This is a genomic window from Streptomyces sp. NPDC055189, assembly GCF_053606765.1.
Genome location: NZ_JBSGSG010000008.1, coordinates 153058 through 168526 on the forward strand (window position 1 = coordinate 153058; position 15469 = coordinate 168526).

Below are 15469 nucleotides of genomic sequence, written 5' to 3' on the forward strand. Positions count from 1 at the left end.
GGGGTGGTTAAAGGTCGGCTGCCGGACGCGTCCCGCACACACCTTTTCCGCGCTCCGCGCGGTTCCTCCCACCCACCCGCCCGACACCCTGAGCCATCCCCTCACCGAAGAACTTCCCGCGCTTCGCGCGGATCTCTCCCACCCACCCGCCCGATTACCCCGCAGCAAAGCTCCACGGCGCCATTCGTCCACCCAGCCATGCGGGGTAATGGGTGGGTGGGTGGGAGACATCCGCCGCGAAGCGGCGGTTCAGGGGCAGCCCGCCCCAACTCGGGGCGCACCGGCACCGGCACCGGCACAAAGGCCTAGCGCACGCCGGCCGCACGCTTTCGCCGGCGTACGGACCCCCCGTGCCCCCGCCCCCCGGCGACCGGCCGTCGCCCGTCCAGCTGGATCCAGATGCGGACCTCGGTACCGCCAAGGACGGACCGCCCGACACGCACATCACCGCCGGTGGACTCCGCGAGCTGGCGGACGATGTCCAGACCGAGCCCCGTCGAGCCATCGGCCCCCGACCCCGCACCCCGCGCCAACGCGGCCTCAGGATCGGCGATCCCCGCCCCCGCGTCCGAGACCAGGATGATCACGGCGTCCTCGCCGCTGTGCACGTCCACGGCGAACGCCGCGCCCTCCCGCGTGTGCCGGAAGACGTTGCCCAGCAACGCGTCGAGCGAGGCGACCAGTTCGGGGCGCGCGACCGGTATCCACACCGGCCGCTCCACCCCCGCGACCCGCACCTCGCGCCCCTCGTCCTCCGCGAGCGCCGACCAGAAGGCCATCCGGTCCTGGATCACCTCGGAGGCGTCGCAGCCGGTGCCGGGGCCGACCGCGGCGGTCTGCGGTTTGGCGTCACGGGCGGTACGGATGATCGTGTCGACCTCGCGTTCCAGCTTCTCCACCGCGATACGGGTCTGCTCGGCGGCGGGGCCGTCCCCCAGCGAGGCCGCGTTGAGCCGAAGCACCGTCAGCGGGGTGCGCAGGCGGTGCGAGAGGTCCGCCGCGAGCTCCCGCTCATTGGCGAGGAGCTGCACCACCTGGTCGGCCATCGAGTTGAACGCCACGGCCGCAAGGCGCAGTTCGGTCGGTCCCTCCTCCTGCACCCGCGCGCCCAGCTTGCCCTCGCCGAGGGACTGCGCCGCCCCGACGAGCCGCTTGGCGGGCTGCACCATGCGTACGCCGAGCCGGTCCGCCACCGCCACGGACCCGATGATCAGCGCGACGCCGACGCCCGCGAGCACCAGCCACGCCGTGGTCACCCCGTTGCTGACCGCGCCCTCGGGCACGAAGATCTCGACCACGGCGATCTGGGTGGAGCTCAGGGCCGTCGGCTGGAGCAGCGCGAAGCCGCCCTCGACCGTCGCCGTCCGCGCCCGGCCCTCCTTGCGCGTGGTCTCCACCGCGTGCGCGTCCGCACGCGGGTCGCCGATCTCCAGGGCGGGTGCCTTGCCGACGGCCGGTACGTACACGGCCATCCGCCCCTCGCCGCCCGCCTCCGACGTGGCGACGGCCCGCGTCAGCTGGTCGCGGTCGGTGGTGATGGAGAGCGTGGGGCCCATGCCGGCGGCGTGCCGCTCGGCGTTGGAGAAGGCCCGGTCCCGCGCCATCTCCTGGATGACCAGGCCGAGCGGTACGGCGAAGGCCACCACGACCATCGTCGTGACGGCCAGGCACACCTTGACGAGCGCCCACCTCACAGCGGTGGCTCCAGCTTGACGCCGACACCCCGCAGCGTGTGCAGATAGCGCGGCCTGGCGGCCGTCTCGCCCAACTTCCTTCGCAGCCACGACAGATGGACGTCGATGGTCTGGTCGTCCCCGTAACTCTGCTGCCACACCTCGGCGAGCAGTTCCTTACGGGGTACGACGACGCCCGGGCGCCCGGCGAGGAAGGCGAGCAGGTCGAACTCCCGCCTCGTCAGGTCGAGCCGCGCCCCGTCCAGCTCGGCCTGGCGGCGCAGCGGGTCTATGGCGAGGCCGCCCACCCGTATCTCGCTGCTCGGCGGGGTCTCGCCCGCCGCGACGCGCGAGCGGCGCAGGACAGCGGCCATCCGGGCCGACAGGTGCTCGACGGAGAACGGCTTGGTCAGATAGTCGTCGGCGCCGTCGTTCAGGAGCCTGACGATCTCGGTCTCGTCGTCCCGCGCGGTGGCGATGATCACGGGGACATCGGTGATCCCGCGCAGCATCTTCAGCGCCTCGGAACCGTCCAGATCGGGCAGACCGAGGTCCAGGATCACCACGTCGAACTGGAAATGCGCCACCTCGCGCAGCGCCTCCAGGGCCGTGCCGACGCTGCGCACGGTGTGCGATGCCTCGGTCAGATGCCGGATGAGAGCGGAGCGTACGAACTGGTCATCCTCGACGACGAGCACACTTGCCATGGGCGGCACCGTACGCCATATGAGTGACCCCGGTCAGCCGGGACAGCGGTGGTCCCCGTGGTGCAGTATGGCTCGCGATGCGCAGAGGACTCATACACGCAATAGCTTGGTCGCTCGCCACGGGCGCGGCGGTCACGCTCTCCTGGTGGGGCGTCCACACGGTCATGGCGGGCACCGCCTACGACCCGCCGCGCGCCGTTCCGCTGGCCGCCGACGGCGACCGGGCCGAGCCGCTCTCGTCCTCCACGCACCGCCCGGATCCGACGCCGACGCCCTCGCCGTCGAAGACGAAGAAGCCCTCCGAACCGACGAAAATCCCCGAGAACAAGCCGTCGAAGTCGAAGACGAGCAAGCCGAGCACCCCCTCGGCGCCCGCGTCCACACCGGGCAGCGTGAAGAGCTACTCCTCCGACGGCGGCCGGGTCGTCTTCGACCTCGGCAAGGATTCCGCGACGCTCGTCTCGGCGACGCCGGCGGCCGGCTGGTCGGTGCAGGTGTGGAAGCAGGACACCTGGATCCGCGTGGAGTTCACCTCGGGCGCCGAGAAGGTCTCGGTGTTCTGCACGTGGCACGACCACGCCCCGGCGGTAGAAATCAACGAGTACTGACCGGTTGGTTCAGCGGATGCCCCAGAGTTGAGAAATTCGCTGCCTACGGCCCGGCGCAACGCCGTCAGCGGAACACCGAAGGCGGCGGTGCGGGCGAAGCCACCGCGCTCGCGTCCGTCACCGCCGCCGCTCCCCCGCTGAAGTCGACGAGCGCCCTGCCGTGCTCGACGCGTGCCGGATGCGAGTCCCCCGCACTGCGCCGGGTCAGCTCGGCGATCGGCAGCGGCCGGTCGGAGGCGACGAGCACCGCGTTGCCGAACCGCTTGCCGCGCAGGACCGCGGGATCGGCGATGAGCGCGAGCTCGGGGAAGAGCGTGGCGGCGGTGGCGAGCTGGCCGCGCAAGTGCGCGAGCGGGGGTCCGTCGGCGAGATTCGCGGCGTAGTAACCGCCGGGCTTGAGGACCCTGCGTACGTCACCTAGGAACTCGGCGCTGGTGAGGTGCGCGGGCGTGCGGGCGCCGCTGAAGACGTCGGCGACGACGAGGTCGGCCCAGCCGTCCGGGATCTTCGCGAGCCCTTCGCGGGCATCCGTACCGCGCACCCGTATCCGCGCCTGCGGGTCCAACGGCAGCTCGCGGCGGACGAGTTGGATGAGCGCCGTGTCGCGTTCGATGACCTGCTGGGTGGAGCGGGGGCGGGTCGCGGCTATGTAGCGGGCGAGGGTGAAGGCCCCGCCGCCGAGGTGCAGGGCCTGTATCGGCTTGCCGGACGGTGCGACGAGGTCGGCGGCGTGACCGAGCCTGCGCTGGTACTCGAAGTCGAGGTACGCCGGGTCGTCGAGGTCGACATGGGACTGCGGGGCGCCGTCCACGAGCAGCGTCCACGCGCGCGGCCTGTCCCGGTCGGGCATCAGCTCGGCGAGCCCGCCGTCCACCTCCTCGACGACGGCTTGCGCCTCTTCCCGGGATCGCCTGTTCCTTGCCATCGGACCATTATCGGCGTACGCGGACGGGGCGGCCCGATGACCTTGGTACGCCGCCCCGCCGCGGGCTCAGCGGCAGTTGTCGGCGGCCTCGATCGTGCGGGCCGCCATGCCGAGCGCCGCGCGCAGGACGGCGGGGTCGGTGACCGGATCGGTCTCGTCGGGGGGCAGCAGCCAGCCGGTGCCCGCGACCGGGGGCGGCGGGGGGACGGGCTCCGGCTCCGCGTGCAGGCGGGTGCCGCGGCCGAAGGTCTGCGTACAGGCGCTGCCCGGCAGGTCCCAGCCGTCGGCGGTGCCGGGCGGCACCAGGAAGCCCAGGGTGTCGCAGCTTCCGTCGTGCAGGACGGGGCCGACGGCGTCGCCCGCCCCGCGGCGCAGGATGTCGACGGCTTCGAGGCCCTGGCGGGCCGGGACGGTGACGAGATCGCAGAAGTCGGCGGGCTCACCGCCCTGCCCCGGCCCCTGCGGTGATCCCTGCCGTGCCCCCTGCCGCGGCGGTGCGCTGCGGTCCTGGCTCGGCAGGTGCCGTGCCGTCGTCAGCGATGCCCGCGATTCGCCGTTCTCCACGCCGATCTCCAACAAAGGGACCCCTCCTCGCAAGGGTGGGAGCCGCGTCGCTCCCTCTCCGCATGGTTCAACGCGGGACGGCGTCAACAGCTACGGCGTAATGCCGCCGCAAAGGATGGCAGTTCATGGCGGATCATGGGTGAGATATCCGGTTTGTAGCCAAACTCTGCGTGAGGCCCCCATCACAGCGGGTACGTTCGTGCTTCGCCGGAACAGGGGCAGCACCGTCGGATCCGCAGGATTCGGCACACTCCGGCACGATCCGTACGAGAGGGTCAGGCCATGGCGTCGTCACCGATGGCATCGTCAACTCCGTCCGCACGACCGAATCTTCGCTTCCGGCAACTGCGCGGTCAGCGCTCGCCGGGCGAGTTCGCCGCCGTGATCCGCCGCGCCGCTCGCGAGATCGGTGAGCGCGTCAGCTGCGACGCCCGTTACATCGGGCGCGTCGAAGCAGGCGAGATCCGATGTCCCAACTACGCCTACGAGCGGGTCTTCCTGCACATGTTCCCCGGCCGGACGCTCACGGATCTGGGGTTCGCGCCCCGCTCCACGGTGCGCGGCAGGGGGGCGCGCACCGAGTCCCGAGCGCCTGCGTCACACACCACGATCCATCTGTATGAGTCATCTCCGTCCGGGCCGACCGGCCCCGAAATGCACGAGTGCGACCCGTACGAGATCCAGAGCCACGAGGAGAGCGACGTGCGGCGTCGCGCATTCATGAGCGGCACGGCCTCCGTGGCCGCCGCCTCACTGGGTTCCTTCGGGCTCGCCGCCCCGAGTCCGGCCGAGGCCACCGCACGACGCGGCGGCCGGGCGGGCGAGGCCGAGGTGAGCGCGGTCGAGGAAGCCGTACGACAGATCAGGCTGCTCGACGACCGGCACGGCGCCGACGGTCTCTACCGGCGTGCGGCCACCCCGCTGCGGACCGCGTACGCCCTGCTCGACGCGGGCACCACCCGCCAGTCCACGGCGGACCGGCTGCACACGGGCGCCGGTGAACTGGCCATCTCCGTGGGCTGGCTCGCGCACGACTCGGGCCGGTTCGACGACGCACGCTCGCATTACGCGGAGGCTCTGGCCACGTCCCGGATGGCCGCCGACTCGGCCCTGGAGGCGCACGCCTTCTGCAACACGGCTTTCCTGGCGCGCGATGCCGGGCGGCCCCGCGAGGCGGTGCGGGCGGCGCAGGCGGCGACGCGGGCAGCGCTGCGCCTCTCGTCTCCCCGACTGCTCTCGCTCGTCTCGCTGCGCGAGGCCGGGGGCTGGGCGGGGCTCGGCGACCGGGCGGGCTGCGAACAGTCGCTGGCCCGAGCGCACGCCCTCTTCGACCGGGGCCCTTCGGACTCCGACCCGGAGTGGATGACCTTCTACGGGCCCGCCGAACTGGAGGGTCTGGAGGCGCAGTGCTGGTCGGCGCTCGGCGACTGGAACCGCGCGAGCCGGCACGCACGGCGCGCGGTGAGCGTGGCGTCGGCGCAGACCCCGCAGTTCACCCGGAACATCGCCCTCTACACCGCCGAACTCGCCGACGACCTGGCCCGCGCGGGCCGTCCGGACGAGGCCGCCACCGCGGGCATGCGGGTCCTTTCGCTCCTGGACGAGGTGCAGTCCTCGCGCATCCAGTCGATGCTCGCCACGACGGCCAGGGTGCTGCTTCCGCACCGGCGGGCTTCGGGGGTGTGCGGCTTCCTGGAGCGGCATGCTTCGTTGCCGCGGGTGGGCTGAGCGGCGGGTGGTCCGGGCCGCGTGGTCCGGGTAGCAGGTCGTTCGACCGCTATGCCAGGTGACCCGTGTCGTTCCACGACTCGACGGCCGGTTCGCCGTAGGCCCAGCCGAGGGTGGAGATCGAGGTCGGGTTGAGGCGGATGCGGGCGGCGAAGTCGATGCCGAGGCCCAGCCAGCGTGCGCCGATCGACCGCAGGATGTGGCCGTGCGCGAAGACCAGGACATCGCGGTCCGCGCTGCGCGCCCAGTCCACCACCTCGTCCGCGCGGGCGGTGACCTGCGCCAGGGTCTCGCCTCCCGGAACGCCGTCGCGCCAGATGTACCAGCCGGGGCGTACGCCTTGGATCTCGGCCGGGGTCATTCCCTCGTAGGAGCCGTAGTCCCACTCCATGAGCGCGTCCCAGGTGGTGGCACGGTCCCCGAAGCCGGCGATCTCGCAGGTCTCCCGCGCCCGGGACAGGGGGCTGGTGCGCACCTCGACGTCCGGGAGGCCGTCGAAGGGGGCGCGGTGCAGGCGCTCGCCGAGGAGTTTCGCGCCGTCACGGCCCTCTTCGAGGAGCGGGATGTCCGTCCTGCCGGTGTGCTTCCCGGACAGGGACCACTGGGTCTGTCCGTGCCGGGCCAGCAGGATGCGCGGTGCCATGTCGAGCCTTTCCGAGCCGACAGCCGTCGGTGGGGACCATCAGCCGTCATAGAGCGAATTCTGTGGACAGGCAGCTGTCCGTTCCCTCCATCATCACTCACGCGCGATGTCGCGATCATCCGTGCCCACAAGGAGCAACCCGCTTGACGATCTCAGCGTCTAAGACAGCCGGGGACCGCCTCGGACCGCTTCCGCCCACGCCGTAAGGTGAGGCGGCGGCGAACACCGCATGACCACGAATGGATGGGGGAACGACCGGATGCCGCAGACGGACACTCCGGGCACCGGGGGCACCGGAGGGCTTCGGCTTCGCTGGTGGACGGAACTGCCTCTCATCCTGGTGGTGTACGGCCTCTATTCGGCGGGGCGGCTGCTCGCGCGCGGCGACGTGTCCACCGCCGTCGACCACGGCGTGGCCATCCTCCGCGTCGAGAAGTTCCTGCGCATCAACGCCGAGAACCCGCTGAACCGTCTCTTCACCGACCACTCCTGGATAGGCGTCCCCGCCGACTTCTGGTACGCGTCGCTGCACTATCTGGTCACCCCCCTGATCCTCGTCTGGATCTTCCGCAGCCGCGCGGTCCACTTCCGTGCCGCGCGCGCGTGGCTGATGACCTCCACGATGATCGGCCTGGTCGGCTTCACGCTCCTGCCGACCTGCCCGCCCCGCCTGCTGAGCGCGGGCCACGGCTTCGTCGACACCATGGCGCAGTACAGCGACTACGGCTGGTGGGGCGGCGAGGCGAGTGCGCCGCGCGGGCTCGGCGGCATGACCAACCAGTACGCGGCGATGCCCAGCCTGCACGTGGGGTGGGCGCTGTGGTGCGGGGTGATGCTGTGGCGCCACGGGCGTTCGCCGCTGGCCAAGGTCGCGGCGGTGGGCTATCCCCTCATCACCACGATCGTCGTGATGGGCACCGCGAACCACTACTTCCTCGACGCCGTCGCCGGCGCCGCGGTGATGGGCCTCGGCCTGCTTCTCGTACGGCCGGTGCTGCGGCTCGCGGACCGGGTGAAGGCGAGGGTGCGGCTGCCGCTTGCGGTCGCGGGGACCTCGCCGGGCGGGGCGGCCGGGGCGTCGGAGGCGGCGCCCGTCGCGGGCTCGCCGTCCGTCTCGTACGCCCCGGAGTCCTCAATTGTCAGTGCCGGGTGCCAGACTTCGACAGGTGAGCGAATTCCCCTGCCGCGACAGCGGCCCGCCGAGCCAGGCGCCGAGCCGAGTGCCCGACCCGCCGAAGCGGGGGACAGCACTCCGACAGCGGCTCGCTGAGCTGCGCGGACCGGACGTCCCCGCTCAGCCGCTCGACGCACGCGCGCTCGCGGCCCTCGCCGCGAATCCGGGGTGCCAGAGGCGTGCGCTGCTCGACGGAGCGGGCGTGGACAAGGCGACCCTCGCGCAGTCGCTCGGCTCCCCCGCTTCGTTCGGGCAGTCGCAGTTCGCGTTCATGCGGGGCAACGCCTTCGAGGCGAAGGTCAAGGCGGACGGCGGCGCTGAGCTGCTGCGTCTGGTGCACGGCCGCCTCGGGGGCGGCCCGGAGCCGGTGCCGGGCGATTCGTCCGTCCCGGACCTGACCGCGGTGGGCCCCGAGGGACGTGCGGCGCGCACCGCGCTCGCGCTGCGCGAGGCGACGGCAACGCGGGGCTGGACCCTCCTGGACCACCCGATGCTGGCCCTGGACGTCGCCGGAACCCCCGCCTTCCTGGAGCCGGACGCGGTGGTGATCCACCCCGACGGCACCTGGACGGTCGTCGAGATCAAGTCCTTCCCGATGCTCGACGGTTCGGCGGACGCGGCGAAGGTGGGCGCGGCGGCCCGCCAGGCGGCGGTGTACGCACTGGCGCTGGAGCGGGTCGCGGCGCACATGGAGCCCGCTCCCGAGGTCCGCCACCACGTGCTCCTGGTCTGCCCGAAGGACTTCTCGAACCTCCCCACCGCGTCGGCGATCGACGTACGCAAACAACTCTCCGTGACGCGGCGCCAGTTGGACCGTCTGACCCGCATCGAGGACATCGCGGCGGCGCTCCCGGAGGGCACCACCTTCGACGTGAGCCGCCCCGCCGCCGATCTGACGGCAGCGGTCGAGTCGGTCCCCGCGACGTACGCCCCCGAGTGCCTGGCCGCCTGCGAACTGGCCTTCCACTGCCGCGAACGCTCCCGCGAACAGGACGCGGTGACGGCCCTTGGCCGCTCGGTACGGGGCGAACTGGGCGGCCTGACAACGGTCACCGGAGTCCTCTCCGCGGCAAACGGCACGACGGGAGACCCTTCCGACCCGGCGGTAGCGGCGTTGCGCAGAGCGGCGGCGCTGAGGCAGGAGGCATTGTCGGGCGCGGGGGCCTTTGACGGTCACACGGCGGGGGGCACGCCGTGCTGACCCCGCGGCCGAGCGCGGCGCCCGGCCGCGGCTCGTACCGGCACCTTGCGGCGGCCATTGCCCTCCGTTCTCCGGCGAGTGGGTGTTGCCGGGTGATCGGGTGGGTGGGCGGGAAAAAATCGCCGCGAAGCGGCGGCCGGACAGCGGACCCGCACCGCGCAGCGGACTCGCAGACGAGGAAGGCCCCCCGACCGTGTCATTGATCGACAACCTCGCCCGCCTTGAAGCGGTGGCCGCAGGCCGGGCGCAGCCGAGGGCGACGGCGAGGCATCGCCACCTCTCCCAGCGCCCCCTCGTCATCGTCCCCCTCACCACCGCGGGTGAGGCAGGCGCCCCGCTCGGCGCGCTCGTCGGGACCGAGCGGACCTCGCCCCGCGTGCTCGTGGTCCCCCAGCCCCGCGACCGCGACCTCCGCTTCACCTTCCTCTCCCAACTCGCGGACACCGTCCTGGAGTACGTCGACTCGTTCACGGACGACGTCGAAGCCGCGGAGCGCAGCGAGACGGACCCGGAGACCGGCAAGCGCGTCAAGGTGGAGGTCGAACTCTGCCAGGACGCGCCGCAGTTGATCGTCCCCAGCCGCGCCGGCATCGATTTCGTACGGCTCATCGGCCGCTCCACGCGCTTTCGCCGCACCGCCGAGCAGGACCCCGAGACCCCGTATCCCGCCCCGCCCCGCGTCCCTCTCCTCGGGCGCTGGCTGACCCACTTCGGGGAGCGGGCCCGCGTTCCCGGCTCCTCCCTCCTCGTCGCCATGACCGAGCTGCTCTCCCGGCACTGGGCCACCGGGCAGAGCAGCCTCGAGGACCAGCATCTGGGCGCCCTGCTCGCCTGGATCGAGGCCCCCGAAGGCACCTCCGGGGCCGATGCCGCCCTCCGCGCCGAGCTGGCCAGGGACAAGGACGGCCAGCTGCTCTGCCCGCCCGCGGGCCCCGCCACGGACCCGGCGTTCGACAACCGCCTCCTCGCCCCGGCCATCGAGCGCTACGACCGCGCGCGCGGAGCCCTCGCCGCCGCCGAGGACGGCATCGAGGCGGACACCCGGCTCGCCGCCCTGGCCGCTGCCGAGCGGGAGATCCGCTCCCTGATCGAGAGCAGGACCCGCCCCACGTGGGACGCGGTGTGGCGCGGCCTGGACGCGCTCTGCACCCTGCCCGAGGCCCCGCACGCCGCCGACCGCTGGACCCGCGACCGCTGGTCGTTCACCGGCCACCGGGACCGCGTGACGGCGGGCGAACCTCCGCAGCCCCGCATCGACGACGCGGTGACGGCGGCGAACAAGCTGGCCGCGCGGGAGCGCGAGCAGGCCAGGCTTGAGGCCCAGGAAGCGCTCGACGACCCGCTGGTGATGGCGGGCCGCCGGCTCGCGGGCGAGGCGTTCGCGGGCGAGGTGACGGAGGTGGTCATGGCGTACAGCGAGAGCAAGAGCCCGAGGCCGCGCCCGCTGGTCACGGTCCGTACGGACGACCACCCGCACCTGGCCGAGCGCGCGAAGGTGTACCGCTCGCTCCAGGGCAAGCCGCAGACGGCCGAGTTCGTCACGTACGAGGGCGAAGGCACCGTCGTGCTGCGCATCATCGACAAGATGGGCCGCGGCAAGGAGCCCGAGGCCGGCTCCGTGCCGGACAAGGGCGACCGGATCTGCTGGACGCTCTTCGAGCACGAGCAGCGCGGCGGCCCCAAGCTTCCCGACCCCGAGGCGACTCCCTGGACCCACGGCGGCCCGCCGGGCGAGGCCGCCGAGCGCCCTGACGCCGTGACGCCGGAGGACACCCTGTGAGTCCGACCGCCCCCTTCGACCGCGCCTCCTTCGACCCCGGCGCCGCAGCCGCCCGCGCCACGGACGCGATCCTGCACGACACGCTGCACGGCGCGCACCGCGGTGTCGTCGTCGACTCGCCGCCCGGCGCGGGCAAGTCGACCCTCGTCGTCCGCGCGGCCCGCGAACTGGCCGCCGCAGGACGCCCGCTGATGGTGATCGCGCAGACGAACGCCCAGGTCGACGACCTGGTCCTGCGCCTCGCCGAAAAGGACCCCGAGCTGCCGGTCGGCCGCCTGCACAGCAGCGACCCGGACGCGTACGACAAGGCCCTGGACGACCTGCCCTTCGTCCGTACGTCCACGAAGGCCGCCGACCTCGCGGGGATGGACGTCGTGGTGTCCACCGCCGCGAAGTGGGCGCACGTCGAGGTCGCCAAGCTCGACGGGCCCTGGCAGCACGCCATCGTGGACGAGGCGTACCAAATGCGCTCGGACGCGCTGCTCGCCGTGGCCGGACTCTTCGAGCGGGCCCTGTTCGTGGGTGACCCCGGCCAGCTCGACCCGTTCTCGATCGTGGGCGCCGAGCAGTGGGCCGGCCTGGCGTACGACCCTTCGGCCAGCGCCGTGACGACGCTGCTCGCGCACAACCCCGAACTGCCCCAGCACCGCCTGCCGGTGTCCTGGCGGCTGCCGGCGTCGGCGGCCCCACTGGTCTCCGCGGCGTTCTATCCGTACACCCCCTTCCGCAGCGGCACGGATCATGGCGACAGGACGCTCAACTTCGGCGTGCCGTCGGATGGTTCGGGCCCGGACCGGGTGATCGACGAGGCGGCGGAGGCGGGCTGGGGCCTGCTCGAACTGCCCGCGCGGAACACGCCGCGTACCGACCCCGAGGCGGTACGCGCGGTGGCGCAGGTCGTCCGGCGTCTCCTGGACCGCGGCGGCGCCGCGACATCGGAGCGCGACCCGGATCCCACCCCGCTCACCGCCGACCGCATCGCCGTCGGCACCGCGCACCGCGACCAGGCGGCGGCGGTGCGCGCGGCCCTCGCGCTGCTCGGCGTCGCGGACGTCACGGTGGACACCGCGAACCGGCTCCAGGGCCGGGAGTTCGACGTGACGGTGGTCCTGCACCCGCTCTCCGGCCGCCCGGACGCCACCGCGTTCCACCTGGAGACGGGCCGCCTCTGCGTCCTGGCATCCCGCCACCGCCACGCCTGCATCGTGATCTGCCGTGCGGGCGTCAGCGAACTCCTGGACGACCACCCGTCGACGGAACCGGTCCAACTGGGCGTCACGGTGAAGTTCCCGGATGGCTGGGAAGCGAACCACGCCGTACTGGCCCGCCTCGCCGAACACCGGGTGGCGTGGCAGCCGTAGGGATGGGGCCGGGGAACCCCGAACCCCCCGGATCCCAAGGCCCATGGCCCCCTTGCGCAGCAAGGGAGAATGGAAGACGGCCCCCCACGGCCGGACACCGTACGAGGAGGATGAACCATGGCGGAGCCCGAGCGGCACCGGACCGAGCAGCGTCTGCGCCCCGCGCCCCTGCTCTTCGAGCCCGCGGAAGCCGTCGCCGACCCGGAGCACTTCTTCGACCTGGAGTCGATGGAGGACCCGCGGGAGCTCCTCGCCAGAGCGACCGAGCTGACCCACGCCTTCCGCGCCGCGACGGACCGTTCGGTCGAGTTCCAGGCGATCGCGGCCGCACAGCTCGCCGACCCCCGCCGCTTCGACCGCCTGACGCCCGCTGCGATCGCCGAGCGCGCGGAGTGGACCGAGGACTACGCGAAGAAGATGGTCGAGTTCGGCCGGGACCTGCTGCGCGGAGCCGGTACGGGCGGTGGCGGCGGCCCGGAGGCTTGAGGTCTGCCGGGGAGGGCCGCCAGGCCGCCAGGCAGGCTGCGGGGCCCTCCCCAGAAGCGGGACGGCCGCACAAGCTAGGGCCGGACAGCGATGTATGGGGGCCCACCGCGATAACGAGAGGGCCCCGCCCCGGGGATGCCGGGCAGGGCCGCCACGCGGGGCCGCCGGACAGGCCGCGGAGGCCCGTCCCGGGAACAGCACGGGGGGCTGAGGCTGGGAGCAACACGGGGAGGGCCGAGCCTGGGAGCAGCACGGGGAGGGCCGAGGCCGCCGGGCAGACCGCAGAGGCCCGTCCCGGGAGCAGCACGGGGACGGCCGAGGCCGCCGGGCAGGCCATGCGGGGTCACCGGACACACTCCCCCGAGGTCCCGCCGGAGCCCCCTTCCAGAAGCCCTCTCCCAGCGCTCGGACGATCGTGGGGCATATGCCAAGCAGGGCAAGGTACCCCCTCCCGACCCCCGCTGTCCCGATTTCCTGCAACTCTCTGAAATGGAACGCTCACCGCCGGTAGATGTATTCGCCATGAGCGGTACACGTCTTCACCCCGGCCCTGCCCCCGCCGACACCCAGGACAGCTCTGACGTCACCACCGAGGGAGCCGCCTGGCTCGCCTCCGCCGAAACGTATCCCCGCAGCGCCCTCGCCCACTGGCGCAGCCGCCCCACCGCCCCGGCCGTCCTTCCCTGCGGCTCCGTCTTCGACGTGGTGAGCGTCCCGGCGGTCTTCGGACGCCGGATGCTCGACCGCCTGTGGGACGAGGGCCCCGGCTCCGGCCCCGTCGCGGCACACCGCGGCCGCATGCTCCTCTTCGCCGCCCCCGGCACCGCCCAGCGTCTGCCCTCGCTCCTGGAGTGGGAGGAGTGGGGCCGCGCCGTGCCCGGCATCCTCTGCCACGGCACGGGGGACGCCGTGACGGTGCCGCCGATCTCCGCGGAAACCCGCGAGCCCTCCCCCGGAACCCTGCCGCCCGGCCGCCTCGAAGGGCACCTCGAATCGCGCTGGCTGGTGGCTCCAGACGCCCGGCATCCCTGGCTCCCGGGGCCCGAGGTGGTGCTCTGGGCCTGTGTCCGCGCGGCCCGCGCGGCGGCCGGCTCCGCGGTGCGTATATCGATTTTTCCTCGCGGCGATCAGGATGCTAAGGTCTACGACGTCAGCAGGCGCCGTTAGCTCAGTTGGTTAGAGCAGCTGACTCTTAATCAGCGGGTCCGGGGTTCGAGTCCCTGACGGCGCACAGACAGAAAGAAGCCCCTCGCGCAAGCGAGGGGCTTCTTTCATGTCCGGGCCCGGAACGAAAGCCTCAGCCCACCGACACGTTCACCGTCCACGCCCCCGTGGCCGTACGCCCCTCGACCTCGATGCGTACGCCCTCGTCCGGCACCGTGAAGCTCTCCCCCACGCTCACCGGCGCGTCCGCCAGCGGCGGATACACCGAGTCGCTCCAGCACGCGTCCGAATCCGGGTGGGCATCGAGGACCTCGACCGGGCCGCCGCCGGACGGTGCCTCATTGCGTACGCGATAGACGAGCACCCCCTCGCTGCAGGTGGCGTGGTCGTTGCCCGTCGCGCCGCGCGCCTCGATGGCGATCGCGCTGTCGCGGCCGGTCCGCACGACCGCCAGCTTGGTGCCGCCGACACCCCCGCGCGCGGGCCGCGCCGACAGCGGATCCAGGGTCAGCCGCTGCCCCCCGCCCTCCACGCAGACCACCTGCCGCCGGTCCAGCCAGCCGAGCTTCCACTTGTGCCAGGCGAACAGGTCGGGCGAGAGGCCGAACTGGCTGCCCATGACGTCCCAGTCGCCGACATGCGTGTCCCAGTCGCCGTCGCCGTCCGTCGGCCGGTGGTAGAGGTCGGGCAGGTCGAAGACGTGGCCTGTCTCGTGGGCGAGGACGTTGCGGTCCGGGGGATGCCCCTCGAAGACCGTGACGATGCGCTTGATGTCCGTGCCGTCGGCCCGCATCGGCCGGTCGAAGTTGACGACCTTCGTCGCGTCCGAGTCGACACCGGGCGCGTCCGGGTCGGCGATGAAGTAGACGACGTCGTACCGCGAGAAGTCGACGTGCGGATCGGCGGCGGCCACCGCGTCCCGCAGATAGGCGCTGCGCCGGGCCGCGTTCCAGTCCCGCTGTATCGCGTACGAGGTGGAGTAGTCCGGCATCTCGACCCACTCGCGCTGCGCGTGCGGGCGCAGCGCGAACTTGCCGTAGGAGGCGCGGTCGAAGAACTGGCTGGTGGCCGGGAAGTAGTCGGCCGCCAGCTCCCCGGGGGCGCTGCGGGGCGGGGAGTCGGGGAAGGAAAAGAAGACCATCACCGCGTCGAGGCTGCGCTCCGGGCGCTGATAGGCGGTGTTCCAGGTGTCCAGGCCCTCCGAGTGGTGCGCCGGCGTGCGCTCAAGCGCACAGGGCATCGCCGGGGCGTCGGCGACCGCGGGGCCCGCGACGAGCCCCGTGGCGGCGAGTGCGGTCAGGGACGTGAATGCGGCGGCCGCGCTGCGCCACCGGGGTCTCTCCCCTCCACGGGTGAGTCCCCAGGGGGGTAGCTGACGCGGCACGTCCACCTCCGGGTGCGGATTACGGGGCATCCCACCCACCCTGTGTTGAATTATTCAAATACGCCCTGTTT

General features: G+C 72.6%; 14 protein-coding genes and 1 tRNA gene. 9 read left to right on the forward strand and 6 right to left on the reverse strand.

Going from position 1 to position 15469, the window contains the following annotated elements:
* Positions 1 to 305: 305 nt before the first annotated feature.
* Together ACWFR3_RS08765 and ACWFR3_RS08770 are read right to left on the reverse strand one after the other, a co-directional pair.
* Positions 306 to 1694, reverse strand: coding sequence for a sensor histidine kinase (locus tag ACWFR3_RS08765; RefSeq protein ID WP_453733847.1), 1389 nt, complete (start codon positions 1692 to 1694; stop codon positions 306 to 308).
* Positions 1691 to 2380: a response regulator transcription factor gene (locus ACWFR3_RS08770; protein WP_453733848.1), complete on the reverse strand. Its 690-nt coding sequence runs from the start codon at positions 2378 to 2380 to the stop codon at positions 1691 to 1693. Before ACWFR3_RS08770 ends, ACWFR3_RS08765 begins: the two co-directional genes overlap by 4 nt.
* Positions 2381 to 2457: 77 nt before the next feature.
* On the opposite strand from ACWFR3_RS08770, the gene ACWFR3_RS08775 reads away from it, so the two are divergent.
* A complete protein-coding gene (locus ACWFR3_RS08775) occupies positions 2458 to 2988 on the forward strand; it encodes a hypothetical protein (protein ID WP_453733849.1) in 531 nt (176 codons plus the stop codon).
* 64 nt (positions 2989 to 3052) lie between these two features.
* On the opposite strand, the gene ACWFR3_RS08780 is transcribed toward ACWFR3_RS08775, so the two are convergent.
* Together ACWFR3_RS08780 and ACWFR3_RS08785 are read right to left on the reverse strand one after the other, a co-directional pair.
* Entirely contained in the window at positions 3053 to 3913 is an 861-nt protein-coding gene (locus tag ACWFR3_RS08780) for a spermidine synthase (RefSeq protein WP_453733850.1), read from the reverse strand.
* 66 nt (positions 3914 to 3979) lie between these two features.
* A complete protein-coding gene (locus ACWFR3_RS08785; RefSeq protein ID WP_453733851.1) occupies positions 3980 to 4492 on the reverse strand; it encodes a hypothetical protein in 513 nt (170 codons plus the stop codon).
* A gap of 267 nt (positions 4493 to 4759) precedes the next feature.
* Here ACWFR3_RS08785 and ACWFR3_RS08790 point away from each other — a divergent pair, with 267 nt between their 5' ends.
* Entirely contained in the window at positions 4760 to 6205 is a 1446-nt protein-coding gene (locus tag ACWFR3_RS08790) for a tetratricopeptide repeat protein (protein ID WP_453733852.1), read from the forward strand.
* A gap of 49 nt (positions 6206 to 6254) precedes the next feature.
* Here the strand turns inward: ACWFR3_RS08790 and ACWFR3_RS08795 are convergent, their stop codons facing one another.
* Positions 6255 to 6848, reverse strand: coding sequence for a histidine phosphatase family protein (locus ACWFR3_RS08795; RefSeq protein WP_453733853.1), 594 nt, complete (start codon positions 6846 to 6848; stop codon positions 6255 to 6257).
* Between the two features lie 259 nt (positions 6849 to 7107).
* Here ACWFR3_RS08795 and ACWFR3_RS08800 point away from each other — a divergent pair, with 259 nt between their 5' ends.
* The 7 genes from ACWFR3_RS08800 to ACWFR3_RS08830 all read left to right on the forward strand — a co-directional run bounded on the left by ACWFR3_RS08800 (position 7108) and on the right by ACWFR3_RS08830 (position 14081).
* On the forward strand, positions 7108 to 8118 hold the full coding sequence (locus ACWFR3_RS08800; RefSeq protein ID WP_453733889.1) for a phosphatase PAP2 family protein: 1011 nt from the start codon (positions 7108 to 7110) through the stop codon (positions 8116 to 8118).
* Positions 8069 to 9223: a hypothetical protein gene (locus ACWFR3_RS08805; RefSeq protein ID WP_453733890.1), complete on the forward strand. Its 1155-nt coding sequence runs from the start codon at positions 8069 to 8071 to the stop codon at positions 9221 to 9223. The genes ACWFR3_RS08800 and ACWFR3_RS08805 overlap by 50 nt, the downstream gene beginning before the upstream one ends.
* Positions 9224 to 9416: 193 nt before the next feature.
* Entirely contained in the window at positions 9417 to 11003 is a 1587-nt protein-coding gene (locus ACWFR3_RS08810; protein WP_453733854.1) for a hypothetical protein, read from the forward strand.
* The gene (locus tag ACWFR3_RS08815; protein WP_453733855.1) at positions 11000 to 12364 is read left to right on the forward strand and encodes an AAA domain-containing protein; all 1365 of its coding nucleotides are present in this window, start codon (positions 11000 to 11002) and stop codon (positions 12362 to 12364) included. The genes ACWFR3_RS08810 and ACWFR3_RS08815 overlap by 4 nt, the downstream gene beginning before the upstream one ends.
* A 117-nt stretch (positions 12365 to 12481) precedes the next feature.
* Positions 12482 to 12850, forward strand: coding sequence for a hypothetical protein (locus tag ACWFR3_RS08820; protein ID WP_453733856.1), 369 nt, complete (start codon positions 12482 to 12484; stop codon positions 12848 to 12850).
* Between the two features lie 522 nt (positions 12851 to 13372).
* Positions 13373 to 14017: a bifunctional DNA primase/polymerase gene (locus tag ACWFR3_RS08825; protein ID WP_453733857.1), complete on the forward strand. Its 645-nt coding sequence runs from the start codon at positions 13373 to 13375 to the stop codon at positions 14015 to 14017.
* Positions 14008 to 14081, forward strand: a tRNA-Lys gene (locus ACWFR3_RS08830). Before ACWFR3_RS08825 ends, ACWFR3_RS08830 begins: the two co-directional genes overlap by 10 nt.
* Positions 14082 to 14147: 66 nt before the next feature.
* On the opposite strand, the gene ACWFR3_RS08835 is transcribed toward ACWFR3_RS08830, so the two are convergent.
* The gene (locus ACWFR3_RS08835; protein ID WP_453733858.1) at positions 14148 to 15428 is read right to left on the reverse strand and encodes a M6 family metalloprotease domain-containing protein; all 1281 of its coding nucleotides are present in this window, start codon (positions 15426 to 15428) and stop codon (positions 14148 to 14150) included.
* Positions 15429 to 15469: the final 41 nt, after the last annotated feature.